We start from the raw sequence: 21,786 nt of genomic DNA on the forward strand, positions 1-21,786 counted from the left end.
CGGCAGAAGGAGTTGCGTGCATGGACACCATGACCTCGCAGACCGGCCAGGCGCGCGAGCTGGTCGAGCAGCGTTTGGCGGAGCTGCTGGAAGAGCAGCTCGGGCGGCTCGGCTTCCTGGACGGCCACGACGTCGAGCTGGTGCGCGAGTTCCTGGTGGAGTTCGTGCTCAGCGGCGGCAAGAGGTTGCGGCCGGCGTTCGTCCACTGGGGGTACCGGGCGGCCGGCGGCGAGCGGCCTGCGGAGGTGCTGCCCGCGGCCTGCGCGATGGAGCTGGTGCACGCGGCGGCGCTGCTGCTGGACGACGTGATGGACGAGGCGGCCGCGCGGCGTGGCCGGCCGTCGGCGCACGTGGCGCTGGCCGCCCTGCATCGCGCGTCGGGACGGCGGGGCGACGCGGGCCGGTTCGGTGAGTCGGTGGCGACCCTGCTCGCGCTGCTGGCGTGGAGCTGGGCCGACGCCGCCCTGCTGGAGACGGGCCCGCGCCTGGGCGCCGCGCTGGACGTCTTCACCCGGCTGCGGGTGGAGGCGATCGGCGGGCAGTACCTCGACCTGGCCGCCGCGGCAGGGCCAGGTGAGGGGCAGGAGCAGGCGGACGTCATCTCGCTCTACAAGTCGGGCAAGTACACCGTCGAAGGGCCTCTGCACCTCGGCCACGCCGTCGCGGGCGGCTGCCCCCGTACGCGGCGGCTGCTGAGCGCGTACGCGCTGCCGCTGGGTGCGGCGTTCCAGCTCAGGGACGACGTCAACGGCGTGTTCGGCGACCCGGCGCACACCGGCAAGGCCTGCGCGGACCTGCTGCAGGGCAAGGCGACCTTCCTGCTCGCCCACGCCCGCCGGGTGACGGGCAGCGCGCTCCTGGACGGCATCACCGATGAGCGCGGGGTGGCGGCCGCGCGGGAGCTGATCGTGCGGTGCGGGGCGCTGGAGGCGGCGGAGCAGCGCATCGCCGCACTGACGGACGAGGCGATCGCGGCGTTGGACCGGCCGCCCGGCATCCCGCCGGAGGCCAGGCAGGCGTTGACGGAGCTGGCCGCCCTTTCGACGGCGAAGAGCCTGTGATGAGTGCTGTCGTGGTCGTCGGAGCCGGTCTGGGCGGCCTGTCGGCGGCCGTCCACCTGGCCGCGGCCGGCCGCCAGGTGACGGTGGTGGAAGCCCTCGACGAGCCCGGCGGCTGCTGCGGCACCGCCCGGCTCGGCGCGTACCGGTTCGACACCGGCCCGTCCGTGCTGACGATGCCGGGCGTGCTGGCCGAGGTCTTCGGCGCGGCCGGGCAGGAGCTGCGGCACTGGCTGCCGCTGCGCCGGCTGGACCCGTCCTACCGGATGGTCTTCGAGGACGGGTCGCGGCTGGACGTGCTGCCGGAGCGAGAGGCGATGACCGAGCAGGTGCGCACCGTGTGCGGGCCCGCCGAGGCGGCGCGCTACGAGCGGTACCGGCGGCTGCTGGAGGAGATGTTCCGGCTGGAGTGGCCGGCGTTCATCGACGCGGACATGACGCGGCTGCGCGGCCTGGCCCGGCCGGCCGCGCTGCTGCGGCTGGCCGCGCTGGGCGGCTTCCGCCGGCTGGACCGGCTGGCGGCCCGTCATCTGAGGGATCCCCGGCTGATCAAGGCGCACACGTTCCAGGCCCTGTACGTGGGGCTCTCGCCCCAGCGGGCGCTGGGCATCTACGCCGTCATCGCGCACATGGACACCGTCGGCGGCGTGTACTTCCCCGAACGCGGCGGCATGCACGCCATCCCGGCGGCCATGGCGGCCCTGCTGGAGAAGCTGGGCGCCGGGATCCGCTACGGCGTACGCGCCCGCGAGATCGAGACGGACGGCGACGGCGTCACCGGCGTCCTGCTGGCGGACGGCGAGCGGCTGCCGGCCGGGCAGGTGGTCGTCGCGTGCGACCGGCTGGCGGCCAGGCGGCTGCTGCCCGGCCTGGCGGACGACTGGCGGCTGCGCCGTCCTCGCCACTCGCCCTCCTGCCTGGTGCTGCACGCCGGCCTGAACCGTCCGCCCACCGGCCAGGCGCACCACACGCTGCACTTCGGCCGTGCCTGGGAGGACACGTTCAGCGCCCTGGCGGCGGGCAGGCCGCAGCCGGACCCGAGCCTGCTCGTCACCTGCCCCGAGCCGGACGGCGAGGCCGCGCCGGCGGGGCACGCCACGCTCAGCGTCCTGGAGCCCGCGCCGAACCTCGAACGCGCCGGCTGGGAGCGGCTACGACCACGGCTGGAGGCGCGGCTGCTCGGCCGGCTGGCCGGGCTCGGCTACGGCGACCTGTCGGCCGCGCCCCGGCTGGTGCTGGACCCGCCCGCCTGGGCGGCGCGCGGGCACAGCGCGGGCACCCCGTTCGCGCTCGACCACCGCTTCACCCAGACGGCGTGGCTGCGCCCATCCGCCGTAGCCCGGCGGGTGCCAGGGCTGCACTTCGCCGGCATGTTCACCGCACCCGGTGTCGGGGTGCCGCCCGTGCTGATCTCCGGCCGGCTGGCCGCCGAACGCATACTCGAGGAGACCCGTTGACGCTCACCGCCAGCTACGAGCGCTGCCGGCGGCTGCACGCCCGCTACGGCCGCTCCTACTACCTGGCCACCCGGCTGCTGCCGCAGTGGAAGCGGCGGCACGTGCACGCCCTGTACGGTTTCGCCCGCTACGCCGACGAGATCGTCGACTCCTTCACGATGACCGCCGACCGGTCCCGCGCCCTCGACGCTCTGACCGGCCGGGTCGCGGCCGGGCTCGCCGGCGCGGACGTGGACAGCCCGGTGCTGCCGGCGTTCCTGCACACCGTGAGATCCTTCGGCATCGGCCACGACGACATCGGCGCCTTCCTCGTCTCCATGCGAGCCGACCTGTCCGTGACCCGGTACGCGACCTACGACGACCTGCTCGGCTACATGGCGGGCTCGGCCGCCGCCATCGGCACGATGATGCTGCCGGTGCTGGAGCCGGCGCCCGGCCGCGAGCATGCGGCCCGCGAACCCGCCCGCCAGCTCGGCCTGGCCTTCCAGCTCACCAACTTCCTGCGCGACGTCGGCGAGGACTACGCCAGAGGCCGCGTCTACCTGCCGATGGAAGATCTGGACAAGTTCGGCGTCGAACCGGAGGACCTGGGCGCCCGGCACACGGCGGCCCGCGTACGGGATCTGCTCGCCTTCGAGGCCGGTCGCGCCCGCGACCACTACCGCGCCGCCGCCGGCGGCTTCGGCCTGCTCGTCGCCTCGTCGCAGCCGTGCGTGCGCGCCGCGTTCGAGCTGTACGGCGGCATCCTGGAGGAGATCGAGCGCCGCGGGTTCGAGGTGCTCACCGCCCGGGTACGGGTGCCGCGCCGGCGCAAGGCGGCCGTGTTCGCCCGCCACCTGCTGGCCTCCGCCGAGGCGGGCCGGGCCGAACGCCGGGTACGCGTGGAGCTCCCATGACGCCCAGGACGACCGTGCCGCCGGTGGTGCTGGACGCGATGGGCGGCGACCACGGGCCCGCCGAGACCGTCGCCGGAGCGGTGGCGGCGTGGCGTACCCACCACGTGCCCATCACCCTGGTCGGCGACGAGCCCCGCGTGACCGCCGAGCTGCGGCGGCACAGCGCCACCGGCGAGATCGCCGTGGTGCACGCCGACGACGCGGTCCCGATGACCGAGCGCGGCGCCGGCGCCGCGGCGCTGGCGGCCTCCAGCCTGGCCGTGGGCTGCGACCTGGTCGGACGGGGCGCGGGCGGGGCGTTCGTGTCGGCCGGGTCCACCGGCGCGGTGGTCTCCTGCGCGGTACGCGGCATCGGCCGCGCCGGCGGGGTGCTGCGGCCCGCGCTGGCCGTGGCCCTGCCCGCGCTGACGGGCGGCGCGAGCGTGCTGGTGGACGCGGGCGCGACAGCCGATCCGAGCCCGGCCATGGTGGCCCAGTTCGCCCTGCTCGGCGTCGGGTACGCGCGAGCCGTGCTCGGCCGTCCCGACCCGACGGCAGGGTTGTTGTCCATCGGCTCGGAGCCGGGCAAGGGCAACCGGCTGACCTGCCAGTCCGCGGAGCTGATCGCCGCCTCGCCGGTGCGCTTCCACGGCAACATCGAGGGCCATGACGTGCTGACCGGGGCGGTGGACGTGATCGTCACCGACGGGTTCACCGGGAACGTGGTGCTGAAGAACGTCGAGGGCTGCGTCCGTACGGCGCTGACCATGGTCGCCCAGGCCGGCATCGCCTCACCGGACCGGCTCGCCGAGGTGGCCCGCCGCTACGACCCGCAGACCCACGGGGGCGCCACCCTGCTCGGGCTGCGCGGCACCGTCGTCGTCGCGCACGGCTCCTCGCGCGCGGCCACCATCGCGCGGGCCTGCGTGGTGGCCCACGCCCTGGCGGCGCAGGACCCGGCGGCCGGCATCGGGGCGGGGCTCGAGGGCGCGGCGACGGCGCCGTGACGGGCTCAGCGCCGCGGGTCCGTTTCGCGGTGGGCTTGGCGCAGCGGGTCGGTGCCGTCCCAGGTGCCCTCGCTGGCGTACGGGACGAAGCGGGCGAACAGCTCCTCGGCGTACCAGGCGTGCGAGCGCACCTGCTCGATGACCCGCTGGTGCGCCTGTCCCCGGTAGGCGAAGGCGCTCACCGCTTCGCGATCCCGCCACAACGAGAAGGTCGCCTGCCGGGCCAGCGGCCACTCGCCCATGCCGATCGACGCCAGGCAGCCGTCCTGCCGCCGCAGCAGCTCCTCGACCGGCGGCACCGATCGGTAGAACGCGACCAGACGGCGGGCCCGGATCGACGCCCTGGTGAGCACCGCCACCGGCCCCGCACCGCCGGGTCGGGCCGGGTGCCCGCCGAACGGGTCGCGTCCCGCCCAGGCGCCGCGCGAGGCGAGCGGGGCCAGCCGCACCTGCCAGCTCTCGTCCGCCTCCGTCCGCCAGCGGGCGGCGATCGGCGAGGTGCGCAGGAACTCCTCCAGGTCACCTTCGTCGCGCCAGAACGCGAACATGGCCCACCGGCGCAGGTCGGCCCCCAGCGACATCGTCCGGCCCCGGCCGGTGCCGAGCAGCCGCCAGAACAGCAGCCCGCCGGTGCGCCGCAGCAACGGCCGGTCGAAAGCCATGTGCCGCATCTCCCGGATGCTGCCGTATCGGATGAGGTGGAACGAGGCGATGGTTGACGTGCTGATGGCGGTCATCTCCGGTTACCTGCTCGGCTCGGTGCCGGTCGCGGTGCTGGCGGCGCGCGCGCATGGTGTCGATCCGCGCCAGGTCGGTGACCGCAACCCGGGGTACTGGAACGTCAAGGAACAGCTCGGCCGGCGGGCGGCCGTGCCGGTGTTCGCCGGCGACACGGCGAAGGGCACGCTGGCCGCCCTGGTAGGGCTGCTCGTCAGCGGCGCCCACACCACCGCCCTGGGCGTGGTGACGGGGGCGAGCGTGGCGCCGGTGTATCTGGCGGTGGCGGCGGCGATGGCGGGGCACGCGTGGCCCGTCTTCGCCGGTTTCCGTGGCGGCCGGTCCATTCTGACGTTCGCGGGCGGCATCGCGGTCATCTGCCCGCCGGCGTTCGTGCTGGCGATCGCCGCCCTGGTGGGGGTGGCGCTGGCGGTGCGGTCGTTCGCGGTGGGGGCGCGCCTGGCGGTGTTCGGCGTGCCGGTGCTGCAGTTGCTGTTCGCGCCCGTGGAGCTGGTGGCGGCCACCGGGGGGCTGATGTGCCTCATCGGGCTGCGTTTCGGCCAGGCCGCACTGGCCGCGCGCCGCCGCTGACGCTCCCCGCTCCCTTGGCGGTGGCCGGGTAGGTGCGGCCGCGCCACGTTCGTACCGGCCGCAGCGTGGCCTGGGTCAGCCGGAACGCCGACGCCGGGTCGAGCAGCGGCGACAACAGCACCCCCGCGCCGGCCCCGCGATAGCTGCCCCGCAACGCACCCGTGAGCAGCGACCGCGCCACCAGCAGCGCCACGTCCAGCCCGGTGGGCCGACCGGCGGCCAGCCGCAGCACGGGCAGCGCCCCGGTGAGCCAGATGACGGCCAGGTCGGCCGCCTGCCACCCGGGCCCCGTCACGTCGCTCAACGGCAGCGAACGGCCCCACTCCCGCCACAACTCGCCCGCCGAGTCGTGCATGTCGACCTCCAGCAGAGCGCCCGCGTCCAGGAAACCCACCCGCCACCCCCGCTCGGCCAGCGACCGAGCCAGCGCCACGTCGTCGGTCATCCGATCCCGGACCAGCGCGAACCCGTCCACGCCTGCCATCTCCGCGCGGCGGAAGGCCATGCACTGCCCGTTGGCGACGACGCGGTGCGGCGGCGGCGGGCCGGCCGGGCCGACCGGCCCGAACCGGTAGACCAGCGTCGCCAGCATGGAGGCGTGCAAGGCCTGCTCCAGCACGCCGTCGCAGACGAACCGGGGGCCCGCGCTCACCAGGTCGTAGCGCTCCAGGGCCACCGCGAGCGCCCCGAACAGCCCCGGCTCGGGCCGGGTGTCGGCGTCCAGCGTGACCACCACCTCGCCGCCGGCCGCGGCCACCCCCTGACGCAGCGCCCACTGCTTGCCCACCCAGCCGCTGGGCAGCGGATCGGCGGTGACGACCGTGGCCCCCAGTGAGGCGGCCACCTCGGCCGTCCCGTCTCGGGAGCCGTCGTCCACCACGATCACCTCGGTGACGGCGGGGGACGCCAGCGCGGCGCGCAGGCAAGGACGGATCCTGGCGGCCTCGTCGCGGGCCGGGATCACCACGGAGATCGCCACGCCGGCGTGCGGGATGGGCCGCAGCGGCGGCAACCGCCGCCGTCCGCGCGCCAGCCTGGCGGCCACGACGGCGGCCGCGACAGCTTGCGCGGCGGTGAGCAGCCTCATCGCAGACCGTCCCAACCCAGGCGCGGGTCCATCGCCCGCCGTCCGAGCAGATCCCGCAGCCGGGCGCGGGCTCATCGCCCGCTCCTGTGCAGGTCGTCGGCGACCAGCCCGGCCACGATGCGCGCGCCCAGCGTCACCATGGGCAGCCCGCCCCCCGGATGCGCCGACCCGCCGACCAGGTACAGCCCCTCGCGCGGGCCGCGGTTGCCAGGACGCTGGAAGGACGCCAGCCGCCCCCGATAGGCGCTGCCGTAGATGGCCCCGCCCCAGGCGCCGTAACGATCACGCAGGTCGGCGGGCGTGAAGACGTCGGCGAACCGCAACCGGCCCGCCAGGTCGTAGCCGCGCCCGGCCAGCCGCTCCAGCACCAGATCCCGGTACGCCTCCACCCCGACAGGCCACCGCCCAGGATCACGAGCGGGCACGTTGACGAGCATCGTCCAGTTCTCCGCCCCCTCCGGAGCCTGCGAGGCGTCGTCGACCGCCGAGCAGCCGAGGTAGACGGTGGGGTCGAGCGGCGGGCTCCCACGGTCGAAGATGTCGCCGAACTCCCGTTCGTAGTCGGACGAGAACAGCACCGAGTGATGCGGCAGCCCGGGCGTCCGCCCCTCGACCCCGGCCAGGATCAGCAGCGCCGACGACGACCGGCCGAGCCTGGCGATCCGGCGCAGCCGGCGGCGGTCGGGCAGCAGGCGGCCGTAGAGGGCGGCGGCATCGGTGTTGGCCACCACCACGTCGGCCCGCACGCGTTCGCCGCTGGCCAGCCGCACCCCCGTCACCCGGGAGCCGTCGGCCTCGACGGCGGCGACCGGCTCGGACAGCAGCACCTGCACGTCGGCGGCCTTCAGCAGCAGCGCCAGGTCGTCGGCCAGCCGGGCGAGGCCGCCGGGCGCGTACCAGACGCCCTGCCCGTGCTCCAGCGCGGGGACGCAGCCGAGCGCGGCGGGCGCCCGGTAGGGGCTGGACCCGGCGTAGGTGGCGTAGCGGCCGACATACTGCCGCAGCCGGGCGTCGGTGAAGTAGCGGCGGGCCAGCCCGTCCAGGGTGTGGGCGGGGGCCACGGCCAGCAGGTCCGACAGCCGGGCCTCGTGCGGCGGGCGGATCAGCGGCCCGGCGAACACGGTCCGCCTCGCCGCCTCCAGGCAGCCTTGGGCCCAGCGGTGGAAGGCGCGCCAGGCCTGTCCCTCGCCCGGGGCGAGCAGGTCGACCTCGGCGGCCATCCGATCCGGGTCGCGCCGGGCGTCCAGCACGCTGCCGTCGGCGAACCGGTAACGGCACAGCAGGTCCGGCTCGATGAGTTCGCGTCCCAGCCCGAGCTCGCGGAACAGCTCCGGCATGGTGAGCAGCGACGGCCCCAGGGAGAAGGTGAACCCGTCCCGGCGATGCTCGGCCAGCTTGCCGCCGAGCCGCGGCGACTGCTCGTACAGCCGCACCTCGTGCCCCTGCCTGGCGAGCAGCAGCGCGCACACCATGCCGCCCACGCCGCCGCCGACCACCGTCACCTCTGCCATGACCGCCTCCAGGCCTGCGCGGCGAACGCGCCCATCGTGATCCCTCCGGCCACCGCCACCAGCGCGTCGGGCGGGTCGAACACCGCCGCGAACGCGACCGTCTCCATCACCGCCATGACCGTGTACAGCGCCAGCAGCCCCCGCCCCGCCTCGGCTCCGCCGCAGATATGCCCGACGGCCAGCATGACCAGGGCCGACACCAGCAGCCAGCCCGCGAAGTTGCTCAGCGGGATGCCGCGGTAGAAGCCGTCCTGCGCCCACGTCCACAGCCCGAGGCGGACCATCTGCGGGTCGAGGAACAGGTCCCACGCCGTCAGCGCGCCCGCGCCCGCGAACGTCCGCGCCCAGCCGGCCGGCGCGATGGCGGCGGCCACCGCGTACGCCGCCAGCCCCATCCCGCCCCAGGCCAGCGCCACCACCACCGGAACGCCGCCCACCTGCGGCCACAGCACGCCGCTGTAGCGGTACTCGCCGAACGGGAACCCGGTCGACACCCCGGCCAGCTCGGCCGTGTACCCGATCAGCACGGCCGTGCCGAACGCGGCCACCGCTCTGCCCGCGCCCCACACGTCCGCGGCGAACGCCACAGCGCACGCCGCCAGCAGGGCCACGATCACGGTGGTGAGCCGTTCAGGCCGCGCGTCGAGCCCGGACGCCACCTGGCAGCCCATCATGGCCACCAGGAACAGCACGCCCAGCACGCGGGCCGGCCGCAGGGCCGCGCGTCTTTCCTGTCCGCTCCGCGTCTGTCGCACACCCTGTCTTTCGCAGCCGCCCCCGGTCACGGACGCATGTGCCCCGTGATGTGCCAAGCGTCCCTCACGGCCGACCGAGAATCAGGACAAGATCTGCTCCCGCCTCCGGGCCGCCGCCGCCACGTTGACCGGCATCCGCCCGAAGATCAGACCGTGGAAGGGCGAGATTCCCCACCAGTACAGATGACCGAGCAGCCCGCGCGGGTGAAAGATCGCCCGCTGCGTGTAGATCGTCCGGTCGCCGTCGCGGGCGGCGCCCAGCTCCAGCCAGGCCAGACCGGGCAGCCGCATCTCGGCCCGCAGCCGCAGCAGCTCGCCGGGGACCACTTCCTCCACCCGCCAGAAGTCGATCGAGTCGCCCACCCGCAGCCGGGCCGGGTCCCGCCGGCCGCGCCGCAGGCCCACGCCGCCGACGAGCCGATCGGCCAGCCCCCGCAGCTTCCAGGCGACCGGCAGGGAGTACCAGCCGTTGTCGCCGCCGACGCCCTCGATCACCTGCCACAACGCCTCCGCGCTCGCCGGCACGGCAAGGCTGCGCTCGTCCACGTACAGGCTGCCGCCCGCCCAGCCGGGATCGGTGGGCAGCGGATCGCTCGGCGCTCCCGGCGTGGACGCCGAGGACCAGCGGGTGGCCACGTCCGCCTCCTTGATCTTCATCAGGGCCAGCGCCACCGCCTGCCGGAAGCCGATCAGCCCGTCCTCAGGGTCGGGGACGTAACGGGCGATGTCGTGCTCGCCGCACACGGCCTCGTTGCGCAGCGACTCCACCAGCGGACGCGCGATGCTCGCCGGGACCGGCGTGACCAGCCCCACCCACAGGCTGGACAGCCGGGGGCTGAGCAGCGGCACCGGAATGATCAGCCGGGGCGGCAGGCCGGCCACGGCCGCGTAACCGTGCATCATGTCGGCGTAGGTGAGCACGTCGGGGCCGCCGAGGTCGAACCCCCGGTTGACCGTCCCCGGCACCTGCGCCCACGCGAGGAGATAACGCAGCACGTCCCGCACCGCGATCGGCTGCGTACGGCTGCGCACCCAGCGCGGCGTCGTCATCACCGGCAGCCGCTCGGTCAGGTAACGCAACATCTCGAACGAGGCCGACCCGGAACCGATGATCACCGCGGCGCGCAGCACCACCGCCGGCACGGCCCCCTCCAGGAAGATCTCCCCCACTTCGGCCCGCGACCGCAGATGCGGCGAGAGCCTCTCATCAGCGGTCAGACCGCCCAGGTAGACGATCCGCCGCACGCCCGCCTCGGCCGCCGCCGCCGCGAACGTGCGCGCCGCCAGCCGATCCCGCTCGGCGAACCGGCCGCTCGCCCCCATCGCGTGGATCAGGTAGTACGCGACCTCGACCCCGTCCAGCGCCCGCCGCGTCGCCGCGGCGTCCGTGGCGTCGGCCTCGGCGACCTGCGTACGCGCCGCCCACGGCAGATCACGCAGCCGCCCGGCCGAGCGCACCATGCACCGCACCTGGTGGCCGGCCGCGAGCAACTCGGGCACCAGCCGCCCGCCGATATAGCCGGTCGCCCCGGTGACCAGGCAAAATGACATGTTCACGACCCTTCCCCCCGGCACCTGCCCCATGCTTCCCGGTGGCGTGCAACCACGGTCCGCAGTGCTGCGAAGGAGTTCTGTATGAGGATCGCATGGACACAGTGATCGTCCTGTTCAACAGGGACCTGCGCGTGCACGACCACCCGGCGCTGGTGGCCGCCTGCCGCCGCGCCCGCGCCGTGATCCCGCTGTTCGTGCTGGACGAGACCATCCCGGCCGGCAACCGCCGCGGCTTCCTGCTGCAATGCCTGGCCGACCTGCGGGCCGGCCTGCGGGCGCGCGGCGGAGACCTGATCGTCCGGCACGGCGACGTGGTGACGGAGACCATGAGACTGGCCCGCCGGACCGGCGCCGAGGCGGTCTTCGCCAGCGCCGACGTCACCGCTCTGGCCAGGCGCAGGCAGGACCGGCTGGCCGGCGAGGCGATCGCCTGCGAGTTCTTCCCCGGCGTCACGGTGGTGCCGCCCGGCACGCTGAAACCGTCCGGCGGCGGCGATCACTACCGGGTCTTCACCCCGTTCTGGCGCGCCTGGACCAGGCACGAGCACCGCCGCCTGCTCGCACCGCCCCGCCACGTGCCCACTCCCCCGGACCTCGACGCCGGACGCCTGCCGGACCCTCCGGCGCCCGGCCCCATGCCCGGCGGCGAGCAGGCCGCCCGCGACCGCGCCCACCAGTGGATCCGCCGCTCCCTGGCGGGCTACGCCGACGGCCACGACGACCTGGCCGGTGACCGCACCTCGCGGCTCAGCCCGTACCTGCGCTTCGGCTGCCTGTCACCGCTGGAGCTGACCCGCCTGGCCGCCGGCGGCCAGGAGTTCGTCCGCCAGCTGTGCTGGCGCGACTTCTACCACCAGGTCACCTACGCCTTCCCGCGCATCAACCGGGCCGACTACCGGCCCCGCGGCCGCCGCTGGCGCGAGGAGGAGGACGCTCTGCAGGCCTGGCGCGCGGGCATGACCGGCCTGCCCATCGTGGACGCCGGCATGCGCCAGCTCCTCGCCGAGGGCTGGATGCACAACCGGGCCCGCCTCATCGTCGCGTCCTACCTGGTCAGGGTGCTCGGCATCGACTGGCGGGCCGGGGCGCGGCACTTCTTCGAGCACCTGCTCGACGGCGACGTGGCCAACAACTGCGGGAACTGGCAGTGGGTCGCGGGGACGGGGAACGACACGCGTCCCAACCGGGGGTTCAATCCGCTGCGTCAGGCGCAGCGGTTCGATCCCGAGGGTAAGTACGTGCGGCGTTACGTACCTGAGCTTGTGGACGTGCCTGCCGCGCAGGTCCACCGGCCTTGGCGGCTGACAGCGCGGCCCAGCGGATACCCGCTGCCGATCATTGAACCACCGCCGGGCTGACCGGCAGCGCGGGAAACGACGCAAGCGCCACGCCCGTCGGCGCAAGCCATAGACCGCCTCGGCATGACCGCTGGTCGTCACTTCTGCAACCTGAACCCGGCAGCCCTCTCCCCCCGTACGGCGAGGTGACCAACCCCCATACGAGGAGGACTGCGATGTGGCGGCAACGATTACACCAGACCGGCCTGCGGATCGGCCTGGGCCTGGCCATGGCCGGTCTGCTCACCACACTCGCGCCGGAGCCCCTGCCGGCGCGCCCCGCACAGGCGGGCGTCGGAGCCGCACAGCTGAGCGTGACGGCCACGCAGCCGAACATGTCCGGCTACGCCCTGACCGGCGGCCGTCCCGGCACCACGGCCCTGCTCCAAGGCCAGGGCCCGGACCCCTGCGGTGATGGATCCGGCAGGAGTTCCTGCACCCCGCCGCCGTCCCCGCCCGAATTCGAGAAGATCAATAATCCCGTCCTCAGCACACCGCCGAGGAGATTGCTTCCGGAGGAGATCGAGCAGGCCGGGACGGTCATATACGGCGAAGGACTGAAGGTCCTGGGAGAACATCTCCAGGCGATGCACCCGGCCGCCCGGGGGAACTTCACCGTCGTCCTCACCGAGGCCCTGGTGGAGACGGAACACTCTCCGGTGCCCCGCTTCATCGCCTTCACCAGCCAAGCGGGCATCCCCCAAGATCTGAACGCCCGGCTGACCAAGCTGAGTTTCATCATCTACAAGGCGTCCGCGGCACTTCCGAGAAGCGTGGAAGGCCACGCCGAGCGGGCGGCGGCGGGGTTACGGCAGAACGTCCCGGCACAGACCAGAGACTTGGGCGGCCGGATCACCAACGTCGTCAGCGCCTTCTCCACCGTTCAGATCTGCTCGCGGGCATGCGCGGGCAGGCTGAACAAATTCATCGGCGACCCGCGTAAGAACGTTCAGCCGACCACGAACGGAATGATCGCGGGGACGCAGATAGACAAAGAATTCCTGCGCAAGGCCAGAGGATTCTTCGGCGTCCGGGGACTTGTGGCAACCGCGGTCGCGTCCCAGGCATTCTTCGCGGGCTTCTTCCGGGGCAGGGGCGGCTCGTCCGGAAGGGTGAGAGGACGATAGGCAAGGAGCTGTCCGGGCTTGCGACGGGCCGTGGCCGCCCGGCCCGTCCTTGACCCCGCCCGGCGCAGGTCCTCAGGATGGAGCGCATGACCGAGGACGAGCTCGTCGAGGCGATCCGCGCGACCCCTGAGCTCCTGCCTCCCGCGGCAGCCGAGGCGGTCGCGGACGCGGAGCGGGCCATCGGGCACCCGCTTCCCCCGCTGCTGCGCCGCCTGTACCTGGAGGTGGCCAACGGCGGCTTCGGCCCCCGGGACGGGATATTGGGGGTGGCCGGCAGCCAGTACGAGCACCATGGCGAAGTCGCCGACATCGTCGAGATGAATCAGGGCACCCGAGCCGATTGGCCCGGCAGGTTGTGGCTTTTCGACTGGGGTTGCGGAATATGGTCCGTCGTGGATTTGCGGGATCCGGCCGGGCCGATGTGGATATGGGATCCGAACATCGATGCGTCCGTTCATCCCGAGCAATCTCCGATGACGCCGCAGAACCTGACGCTGGCCGAATGGCTCGCCGAATCCGTCAAGGGCAATCTGGAGAAGGCATTCGAAACCTCGGATCTCAGCGCCGTCGCCGAACGCCGGCGCCGGTTCGACGCGCGTCCCGGCGATCTGGACTACACCCCGCCGCAGCGTCTGGCCGACGACGAGATCGTACGCATGATCTCCCGCATGCCCGGCCTGCCCCCACCGGCGCCGCAGGCCGCCGTCACCGAGGCGGAACAGGCCCTGGGATTCTCGCTGCCGCCCCTGCTGCGCAGAATCTATCTGGAGGTGGCCAACGGAGGGATCGGGCCGGGCCGCGGCATCCTTTCGCTGCCCACGGCGGACACCCATCCCTCCGCCGATATCGTCACCTGCCATGAGATCTGGACCTCCGGCCCGGACGCTTTCGTCCCTCCTGGCCTGGTCTGGCTCTGCCCGTGGGGGTCGGCGATCTGGTCGCTCGTGGACTGCAGTGATCCGGCGGGGATCATGTGGATCTGGGATCCCATGGGCCCGCACCTCCCGCCGGACCGGCCTGATGAGGGGACGGCGGCCGTAGCGTTGCCGCCGCACCACATGACGCTGGGCGAATGGCTCACCGAGTGGCTGGCGGGCTCGTTCACCAAGGATTTCCGGCCCGCCGACCTGCGTGCCGTCGCGACCCGCAGAGCCGCCGCCTGATCGATCGGGACGGCGGCCGCGGCCTCGCTACGGCTCCGGCGTCAGCTCCCTCCGCGCTCCGGCCGCAGCCGCCACCACCGCGTCCCTCTGCTCATCCGTCAGCCGCCCCGCCGCCACGAACTCCCCCGCCGTCCTGGCGACCGTGGCCACGAACGTCCCGTGGGTCGCGAACGGCGCGTGGTCCCAGACCACGTCGAGGAACGTCAGGCCATCGGTGCCGGGCGACGGAATCCCGCTGACCGGGACGTCGTACCTGGGCAGCCCGTCGTCGCGTTTCACGTTGGGAACACCGGAGTCGATGCTCCCGAACACGATCTGCGGCTCCACCCGGCGGAAGTAGGCGGAGTGGGCCTGGGTGTCCCCGACGTACCAGGGGCGCAGGGTGAAGCCGTGCGTCGTGAAGATCGGGTCTCCTGCCGCGCTGGTGCCGGCCGGTGTGATGGCCGCCCGCGAGTAGTCGCCGTCCCGCTTGAGATGCCGGTAGAGCGACAGCTCCCGGTAGCCGCCGCCGGGGTCGCCGACGATCGGCATGAGCAGCGGGCCCCACATGACGGACTGCGTGTCCGGCCGGTCGATGGCGCGCTCGATCCGGATGCTGAACGGCATCGAGACGTCGATGACGTCCCCGGGGCGCCAGACGCGACGCAGCGTCACGTACGTGCCCGGCTGCGCGGCGCGCATCGGCGTCCTGGTTCCGTTGATCCGCACGGTGTAACCGTTCCTGGCCCATTCGGGGACCCGCAGCTTGATGTCGAGGCGGCCGCTGCCGTCGACGGTGAGCTTCGTCCTGGCCTCGCGCGGGAAGCTCGTCTCCTGCGTCACGACGAAGCCCTTGTCCGCCCAGGTCACGGCTGACGGCACGAAGAGGTTGACCCAGAGGGCCGAGCCGTCGGCGGACTTGAAGTAGACGGCTTCCTGGTACTTGGTGTGGTTCTCCAGCCCCGTTCCGCCGCAGCAGGTGCCGGTGTTGCCGTACGACCTGTTCGCGCCCGGCGTCAGGGGCTGGAAGTAGGTCACCTGCGGGTTGCTCGTGGTGGCCGTGTCGGCTCGCGATCCGGCGATCTGGTTGAGGACGGCCCGCTCGTAGTAGTCCAGGTAGGCCGGGTCCTGCGTGTGGAAGAAGAGGTTGCGGGCCAGCTTGGCCACGTTGTAGATGGAGCAGGTCTCCGCGCCGCCCTGGGCGATCGCGTTGGCGATGTTGTCGCGGTTCTGGAACATCTCGATGTTGTTGTTGGAGCCGGGGTAGTTTCCGCCGGTTCCCCCGTGCGAGAACATGCGGTGCGGGACGACCATGCCGTAGAAGTTCTCAGCCGCTTGGAAGTAGTCCTGGCCGCCGCCCTGCTCGAAGATCCGCAGGTAGCCGACGAAGTTGGGGACGTGCTGGTTGACGTGCAGCCGGGCCGGGCGACGCCGGCCGAGGTCGGCGGGGTTGGTCACCACGAGGATGTCCCGGTTCTCGACGCAGGCGCCGAAGAGGGACTCCCGGTTGTCGAAGAGCCTCGCCGTGTCCAGGTGCCTGACCTCGCCGGTCAGGGCGTGGATCTCCGGGAACACCTCGTTGGCGCCGCCGTACTCACCGGCGATGTAGGTGTCCCACATGAGGTTGAGGTCGCTGCGCGTGATGGGTCCCTGGTACTGCGGATGGTTCTTGTCGCCGACGGTCAGGGCGAGGTGCGCCCACTCCGCCATCTTGACGACGACTTCGCGAGCCTTCTCGTTGCCGGTCAGGTAGAAGGCGTCCAGCAGACCCCGCATGATCTTGTGCTGGGTGTACCAGGGCGCCCAGACGTTCGTGTCGAGGTTGCTGCCGTAGACGGCGAAGCGGGGCGGCCCGAGCCGGATCACGGCGTCCTCCGGGATGGCCCCGAGATAGCCGGGATGGGTGGGCGCCCATAACGCGCCGCCTCCCTGCGTGACGGGGACGATTCCGGCGTCGCGGCCGTTGGGCGAGGAGTCGAGCGCGGTCGCCCCGCCTTCCTCGTCGAAGCGGTACCAGGCGATGTTCCCGCCTCCCGTGGACCCCGCGGCGGAATCCGTCAGGGACTGGATCTCTTCCGCGCTGAGTGCCCGGTCGAAGATGTGGAACTCGTCGATGGTCGCGTCGAGGAGCGGGTCTCCGTACTGGGACCGGCCGATCCAGAGGTTGCCGGGGACGCCGAGGCTGGTCGGGTTGAGCGTCATGCCGATGTTCGCCGCCACCGCCGCGCCGTTGACGTACAGCGTTCCGACCGAGCCCGAGAGCGTGACGGCGAGATGCGACCACTGCCCGGCCGGCAGGGCGGACGTGCCCGTGATCTGTTGCTCCTGGCCGCTGCCGCCGACGGTGATGGCGAACCGCGGCGGATTTCCGGACGCGCCGGAGCGGGCGGTCAGGAACATGTTGACCGTGGTGTTCTGACCGAAGTCGAAGACCCTGCTCCAGCTCTGTGCCGCGGCGAGATTGACCCAGGCGGCGATCGTGAAGTCGGTGAGCTGCGACACCGCTTCCTGGGGAAGCCGCAGATGCTCCGCGCCGCTGCCGCCGTTGAGGCGCAGTCCCTTGCCGAAGCGTCCCTCGACCCGGCCGATGACGGGCTCCTCGGGCTCGTCCCCGCCGCCGGGAGCGTCCATCCGCGCGGTGATGGCGGCCTGGCACGCGGCCAGCTCGCCGACCATCCAGTCAAGTTTGTCCTTGAAGACCTGCTGGCCCTGGTCCGCGTAGGCCTGGGCGAGGGCGCTCAGATAGTGGCCGGCCCAGTGCCCGCTCAGCAGCCCGCCGTTCTCCCAGCCTCCGGGCAGTTGCAGGCCAGGAGGGTTCGGGCGGCCGGCCTGGTCGTTGAAGAGCATGAGGAAGCGGCGTTCGTCGTACGCCTCCAGGAACGCCTTCATCCGGTCCCGCTTCTCCTGCAACAGGCCGGCGTTCAGGCGCACCTCCCGCAACGCGAACGGCCTGACCGCGGTGTTGCTTCCCGCGCCGACGTACGGGATCCCCATCGGCTGCTTGACCCCGGCGGCCGCCGGAAGAGGCTCGGCCGTCGCGGCCACCGCCAAGCCGAGGGCTGATGCGCGGACGAATGTGCGGCGGCTCACTCCCGGCTTCTCGGACGCTGTCATTGCCCGTTTTCCCTTCGACGAGTGTTAGCGCTAACATTCAATGGCGAATTCTCGGTCCCAGGAATGACGAACCGTTACTGAGCTGCGGAGTTCCGCGATGAATCATCCTGATTCAGGGCGAGAGAATCCCGTCTGTCGTCCAAAGGGCGGAAATCTGATTTTCCTCCATGTTGTCGACGTCCCGATCGACGGTCAAGTACCCGGACAGCCAGACCCCGCCCCGGCCGTCGGAGCCGAGCTCCGGCATGGCGCTCAGCCGGAGTCTGCCCGGCTGCCATGACCAGGACCACGAGGACCCGTCCCGGTGCGCCAGCAGCTCCTTCGTGAACGTGAGGTCGTTGTCGCCTCCGGAGTCAGGCGGATGTCGCGCGGGCCGAGAACCACATCTTGAGCCGATGCGCGCGGCTCCCCGCGGGCGTCACCTGGGTGACGATCGGCGGGGCAGCCGGACGAGGCGCTTGTGGCTGCGGGGCCGGGCCGGGGCGAAGCGGGAGCGGCGCCGCACGCGGCCCAGGGGCCGGGCTCAGGGCCGCGCCGGCTCCGCGGCCTGCGGCTCCCTGAGCGGAAAGTGGCACGCCGCCGAGTGACCCGGATCGAACCCGAGCAGCACCGGCTCCTCCTCGGCACACCGTGCCTGCGCCCGCGGGCAGCGGGTACGGAAGCGGCACCCCGACGGCGGGTCGAGCGGGCTGGGCAGCTCCGAGCCGATGTCCATCGGGTCGGCGGCCTCGCCCGCGGCGGGGTCCGGCACCGGGATGGCGGCGATCAGGCTCGCGGTGTACGGGTGCGCGGGACGGAGGTAGATGTCGTCCGCCGACCCGACTTCGACGAGCTTGCCCAGGTACATCACTCCGACCGTGTCCGCCAGGTACCGCACCACGGTCAGATCGTGAGATATCACGACGTAGGTGAGGTCGTGTTTGGCCTGCAGCCGCTTCATCAGGTTGAGCACCTGCGAACGGATCGACACGTCCAGCGCGCTCACCGGCTCGTCCGCCACGATCACCCGCGGGTTGACCGCCAGGGCCCGGGCCAGCGCGATGCGCTGCCGCTGGCCGCCGGAGAACTCGTGCGGATGGCGTTCCAGCACACTGTGCGGCAGCCCCACCTCGTCGAGCAGCTCCCTGATGGCCTCCAGCTGCTCATCGGCGGTCCCGATGCCCTGCGCCTCGAACGGCTCGCGCAGGATGGCGCCGACGCGCATGCGCGGGTCGAGCGCGTCGAGCGGGTCCTGGAACATCATCTGCAGGTTGCGCCGGTGCCGGCGCAGGCTCCGCCCGCGCAGCTCGTTCAGCTTGCCGCCCAGGGCGGTGACGCTACCCGAGGACGGCCGCTCCAGCGCCACGATCATCTTGGCCAGGGTGCTCTTGCCGCAGCCGCTCTCGCCGACCAGCCCGAAGGTCTGGCCCGGCCTCACCTCGAACGACACCCCGGACACGGCCTTGACGCTGCGCGCGGGACCGAGCAGCGGAAGACGGCGCGGCACGCCGTACTCCTTGACGAGGTCGTCGACGGCCAGCACCGGCTCCTCGCGCTGCCCGTCGCGCGGCTCCGCAGCCGCCGCGGGGCTGGCCACGGGGCTGGCCACGGGGCTGGCCACGGGCGCCAGCGGCCCTTCGACGGGGTGCCAGCAGGCGAGCAGATGGCCGGGACGCGCGTCGGCCAGCGGCGGCGCCTCGCTCTCGCACCGGCCGGAGGCGTGCGCGCAGCGGGCGGCGAACCGGCAGCCCGCCGGCGGATCGGCCAGGTCGGGCGGGAGGCCGGGGATGGAGTACAGGGTGTGCTCGCGCCGCTGGGTCAGCCGGGGCGTGCAGGCCAGCAGCGCCTGCGTGTACGGGTGCCGCATCCCCGTGAAGAGGTCGCCGGTCCTGGCGCTCTCGACGATGCCGCCGGCGTACATGACGCTGACCCGGTCGGCCCAGCGCGCGATCACCCCCATGTCGTGGGTGATCAGCAGCATGGCCATCCCGAGGCGGTCCTTCAGGTCGTGCAGCAGCCGCAGGACCTGGGCCTGGACGGTCACGTCGAGCGCCGTCGTGGGCTCGTCGGCGATCAGCACCTTGGGCTCACAGGACAGGGCCATGGCGATCATCACCCGCTGCCGCAGCCCGCCCGAGAGCTGGTGCGGGTAGTCGCCGTACCTCTCGGCCGGACGGGCGATCCCGACCAGCGCCAGCATCTCCAGCGCCCGCTCGCGCGCCTGCCTCGGGCTCGCGCCGCGGTGCAGCCTGACCGGCTCGGCGACCTGCTCGCCGATGCTCTTGGTGGGGTTGAGCGAGGTCATCGGATCCTGGAAGACCATGGCGATCTCGTTGCCGCGGACGCGCTGATATTCGCGTTCCGGCAGGCCGGTCAGCTCCCGTCCGTCGAGTCTGATCGACCCCTCGGTGACCTGCCCGCCGGGCGGGAGCAGGCCCATGATCGACAGGCCGGTCATCGACTTCCCGCTGCCCGACTCGCCCACCAGGCCGAGCGTCTCGCCCCTGCGCAGGCTCAGGTCGACGGCCTTGACGGCCTCGACCGTCGACCTCCTCAGCCGGATGCCGGCGGACAGGCGCTCGATGGCCAGAACGTCACCGTCGTCGGGCATCACTCGCCCCTTTCCGTGCGGGCGGCCATCAGCGCCGCCTCAGCCGTACGTCGATCGAGTCGCGCAGCGCGTCCCCGACGAAGTTGAACGCCATGACGATCAGCACCAGGCAGCCACCGACCGGATAGATCAGCCACCAGGCGCCTTCGAACAGGTGGCTCACCCCGTCGGAGAGCTGCGTGCCCCACTCGACGTCGGGATAGTTGAGCCCGAACCCGAGGAAGCCCAGCAGCGAGACCGCGATGATCGCGTCGGCCACCTGGAAGGTGATGTTCACGATCACGACGCCCAGCGCGTTCGGGATCAGGTGCCTGGCGATGATGCGCGGCCTGGTCGCGCCCATCACGGTCGCGGCGGAGACGAACCCCCGCGAACGCAGGGAGAGCACCTCGGCCCTGACCAGCCGGGCGGGCGCCAGCCAGGAGAACGCCCCCAGGATCAGGCTGAGCGACAGGACCGAGGAGCTGAACCGGGTGGCGGCGATCAGCACGATGAACAGGAAGGGGATCGACAGCAGCGTGTCCACCACCCGCATCATGATCCCGTCCACGACGCCGCCGGCCAGGCCCGCGACGGTGCCGTACAGCGTGCCGAACGCGGTGGCGATGAGCGCCGCGAACAGCCCGATCTGCAGCGACGCCTGACCGCCCTGCATGATCCGTCCGAGCACGTCGAAGCCCTGCGCGTCGGTGCCGAGCGGGTGCTCGGCGTCCGGCGGCAGCAGGCTGTTCACCGGATCGACGGCGAGCTGCTCGGTGACGTACAGGTGCGGGCCGACGAAGCAGAACAGCGCGAGCAGGACGATGATGCCCACGCCGGCGACGGCGAGCCGGTTCTGCGCGAAGGAGCTCAGTGCCAGGCGCCAGCCGCTGGTGGCCCGCTGCGCGGCGGGCTTGGGAACCGTCTCGGTCATGCGCGCTGCGTCCTCGGGTCGCTGATGGCCACCAGCAGGTCGGCCAGGAGGTTGCCCAGGACGGTCAGGGTCGCGGCGACCAGTGTGTAGCCGAGCAGAACCGGATAGTCCTGGTTGTTCAGGGCGTTGAAGAACAGCAGCCCGAGGCCCGGGTAGTTGAAGACCGACTCGACCACGAGGTTGCCCGCGAGCAGCAGGGGGATGGTCATGCCGATCAGCGTCACCAGCGGCAGGCAGGCGTTGCGCAGCAGGTGACGGGTCAGCACCAGGCGCATCGACAGTCCTTTCGCCCGCGCCACCCTGATGTAGTCCTGGGCGAGCTGGTCCAGCGCCGCTGAGCGCTGATATCGGGAGTACAGCGCGACCGTGACGCCGGTCAGCGTCAGCACCGGCAGCAGCATGGCGCGCGGTTCAGTGAAGATCACCCAGGTCGAGCTCGACTGCGAGGCCTGCGCGGGCAGGATGCCCAGGCCCAGCGCGAAGACCTGGATCAGCAGCATCGCCAGCAGGAAGACGGGCATCGAGTAGGCGATGAAGGTGAGCGTGGTCAGCACGTTGTCGCCGAAGCTGTTGCGCTTGACCGCCTGGTAGACGCCCAGCGGCACCGCGACGGCGATCGCGAGCACCAGGGCCGTGCCGGCCAGCATCGCCGTCCGGCCGGCGTTCTCGGCCAGCAGCGCGTTCACGCTCTGGTTCAGCTTGTAGGAGTAACCGAGGTCACCCTGCAGCAGCCCGCCCAGGTAGCTGAGGTACTGCACGATCACCGACCGGTCGTAGCCGTGCTCCCGGTCGAAGGCGGCCACCGCTTCCGCACTGGCCTGCACGCCGAGGATCGCGCGGCCGGGCGAGCCGGACATGCCGTGCAGCATGATGAAGGTGATCACCGATACGCCCAGGACCACGATGACCGACGTCGCCAGCCGTCGCAGCACGAACTGGAGCACGCTGCCC

The 21,786-nt window shown here is 72.5% G+C and carries 17 protein-coding genes; 8 read left to right on the forward strand and 9 right to left on the reverse strand.

The genetic code is table 11. The features are described 5' to 3' along the window. Positions 1-20: 20 nt before the first annotated feature. From FXF51_RS08575 to plsX, 4 genes are read left to right on the forward strand one after another with little or no spacing between them, the layout of a single operon-like run. Entirely contained in the window at positions 21-1,061 is a 1,041-nt protein-coding gene (locus FXF51_RS08575; RefSeq protein ID WP_148433728.1) for a polyprenyl synthetase family protein, read from the forward strand. Further along, entirely contained in the window at positions 1,061-2,515 is a 1,455-nt protein-coding gene (locus tag FXF51_RS08580; protein ID WP_148433729.1) for a phytoene desaturase family protein, read from the forward strand. The genes FXF51_RS08575 and FXF51_RS08580 overlap by 1 nt, the downstream gene beginning before the upstream one ends. Then, positions 2,512-3,411, forward strand: a complete 900-nt coding sequence (locus FXF51_RS08585) for a phytoene/squalene synthase family protein (RefSeq protein ID WP_148433730.1) — start codon at positions 2,512-2,514, stop codon at positions 3,409-3,411. Before FXF51_RS08580 ends, FXF51_RS08585 begins: the two co-directional genes overlap by 4 nt. After that, positions 3,408-4,397: a phosphate acyltransferase PlsX gene (gene plsX / locus FXF51_RS08590; RefSeq protein ID WP_148433731.1), complete on the forward strand. Its 990-nt coding sequence runs from the start codon at positions 3,408-3,410 to the stop codon at positions 4,395-4,397. The genes FXF51_RS08585 and plsX overlap by 4 nt, the downstream gene beginning before the upstream one ends. Positions 4,398-4,402: 5 nt before the next feature. Here the strand turns inward: plsX and FXF51_RS08595 are convergent, their stop codons facing one another. Beyond that, entirely contained in the window at positions 4,403-5,068 is a 666-nt protein-coding gene (locus FXF51_RS08595) for a spheroidene monooxygenase (RefSeq protein WP_262379358.1), read from the reverse strand. 40 nt (positions 5,069-5,108) lie between these two features. Here FXF51_RS08595 and FXF51_RS08600 point away from each other — a divergent pair, with 40 nt between their 5' ends. Next, on the forward strand, positions 5,109-5,705 hold the full coding sequence (locus FXF51_RS08600) for a glycerol-3-phosphate acyltransferase (protein WP_148433732.1): 597 nt from the start codon (positions 5,109-5,111) through the stop codon (positions 5,703-5,705). Here FXF51_RS08600 and FXF51_RS08605 read toward each other — a convergent pair. The 4 genes from FXF51_RS08605 to FXF51_RS08620 form a co-directional block, all read right to left on the reverse strand. Next, a complete protein-coding gene (locus FXF51_RS08605) occupies positions 5,656-6,792 on the reverse strand; it encodes a glycosyltransferase (RefSeq protein ID WP_148433733.1) in 1,137 nt (378 codons plus the stop codon). The two genes, FXF51_RS08600 and FXF51_RS08605, sit on opposite strands and share 50 nt — an antisense overlap. Positions 6,793-6,863: 71 nt before the next feature. Next, a complete protein-coding gene (locus tag FXF51_RS08610) occupies positions 6,864-8,303 on the reverse strand; it encodes a phytoene desaturase family protein (RefSeq protein ID WP_187414258.1) in 1,440 nt (479 codons plus the stop codon). Next, the gene (locus FXF51_RS08615; protein ID WP_262379359.1) at positions 8,291-9,058 is read right to left on the reverse strand and encodes a carotenoid biosynthesis protein; all 768 of its coding nucleotides are present in this window, start codon (positions 9,056-9,058) and stop codon (positions 8,291-8,293) included. Before FXF51_RS08615 ends, FXF51_RS08610 begins: the two co-directional genes overlap by 13 nt. A gap of 81 nt (positions 9,059-9,139) precedes the next feature. Continuing rightward, entirely contained in the window at positions 9,140-10,609 is a 1,470-nt protein-coding gene (locus tag FXF51_RS08620; protein ID WP_148433853.1) for an SDR family oxidoreductase, read from the reverse strand. Positions 10,610-10,704: 95 nt separating this feature from the next. Here FXF51_RS08620 and FXF51_RS08625 point away from each other — a divergent pair, with 95 nt between their 5' ends. From FXF51_RS08625 to FXF51_RS08635, 3 genes are all read left to right on the forward strand, one after another. Continuing rightward, positions 10,705-11,970, forward strand: a complete 1,266-nt coding sequence (locus tag FXF51_RS08625) for a cryptochrome/photolyase family protein (protein WP_148433734.1) — start codon at positions 10,705-10,707, stop codon at positions 11,968-11,970. Positions 11,971-12,125: 155 nt separating this feature from the next. After that, the gene (locus FXF51_RS08630) at positions 12,126-13,076 is read left to right on the forward strand and encodes a hypothetical protein (protein WP_148433735.1); all 951 of its coding nucleotides are present in this window, start codon (positions 12,126-12,128) and stop codon (positions 13,074-13,076) included. Positions 13,077-13,162: 86 nt separating this feature from the next. Beyond that, a complete protein-coding gene (locus FXF51_RS08635; protein WP_148433736.1) occupies positions 13,163-14,239 on the forward strand; it encodes an SMI1/KNR4 family protein in 1,077 nt (358 codons plus the stop codon). A 27-nt stretch (positions 14,240-14,266) separates the two neighbouring features. On the opposite strand, the gene FXF51_RS08640 is transcribed toward FXF51_RS08635, so the two are convergent. The 4 genes from FXF51_RS08640 to FXF51_RS08655 form a co-directional block, all read right to left on the reverse strand. Beyond that, positions 14,267-17,308: a beta-L-arabinofuranosidase domain-containing protein gene (locus FXF51_RS08640; RefSeq protein ID WP_222871192.1), complete on the reverse strand. Its 3,042-nt coding sequence runs from the start codon at positions 17,306-17,308 to the stop codon at positions 14,267-14,269. Positions 17,309-17,855: 547 nt separating this feature from the next. Further along, entirely contained in the window at positions 17,856-19,922 is a 2,067-nt protein-coding gene (locus tag FXF51_RS08645; RefSeq protein ID WP_148433738.1) for an ABC transporter ATP-binding protein, read from the reverse strand. 28 nt (positions 19,923-19,950) lie between these two features. After that, on the reverse strand, positions 19,951-20,835 hold the full coding sequence (locus FXF51_RS08650; protein WP_148433739.1) for an ABC transporter permease: 885 nt from the start codon (positions 20,833-20,835) through the stop codon (positions 19,951-19,953). Next, on the reverse strand, positions 20,832-21,779 hold the full coding sequence (locus FXF51_RS08655) for an ABC transporter permease (RefSeq protein WP_148433740.1): 948 nt from the start codon (positions 21,777-21,779) through the stop codon (positions 20,832-20,834). Before FXF51_RS08655 ends, FXF51_RS08650 begins: the two co-directional genes overlap by 4 nt. Positions 21,780-21,786: the final 7 nt, after the last annotated feature.

This window comes from Nonomuraea sp. PA05, from assembly GCF_008086045.1.
Classification (GTDB): Bacteria; Actinomycetota; Actinomycetes; order Streptosporangiales; family Streptosporangiaceae; genus Nonomuraea; species Nonomuraea monospora.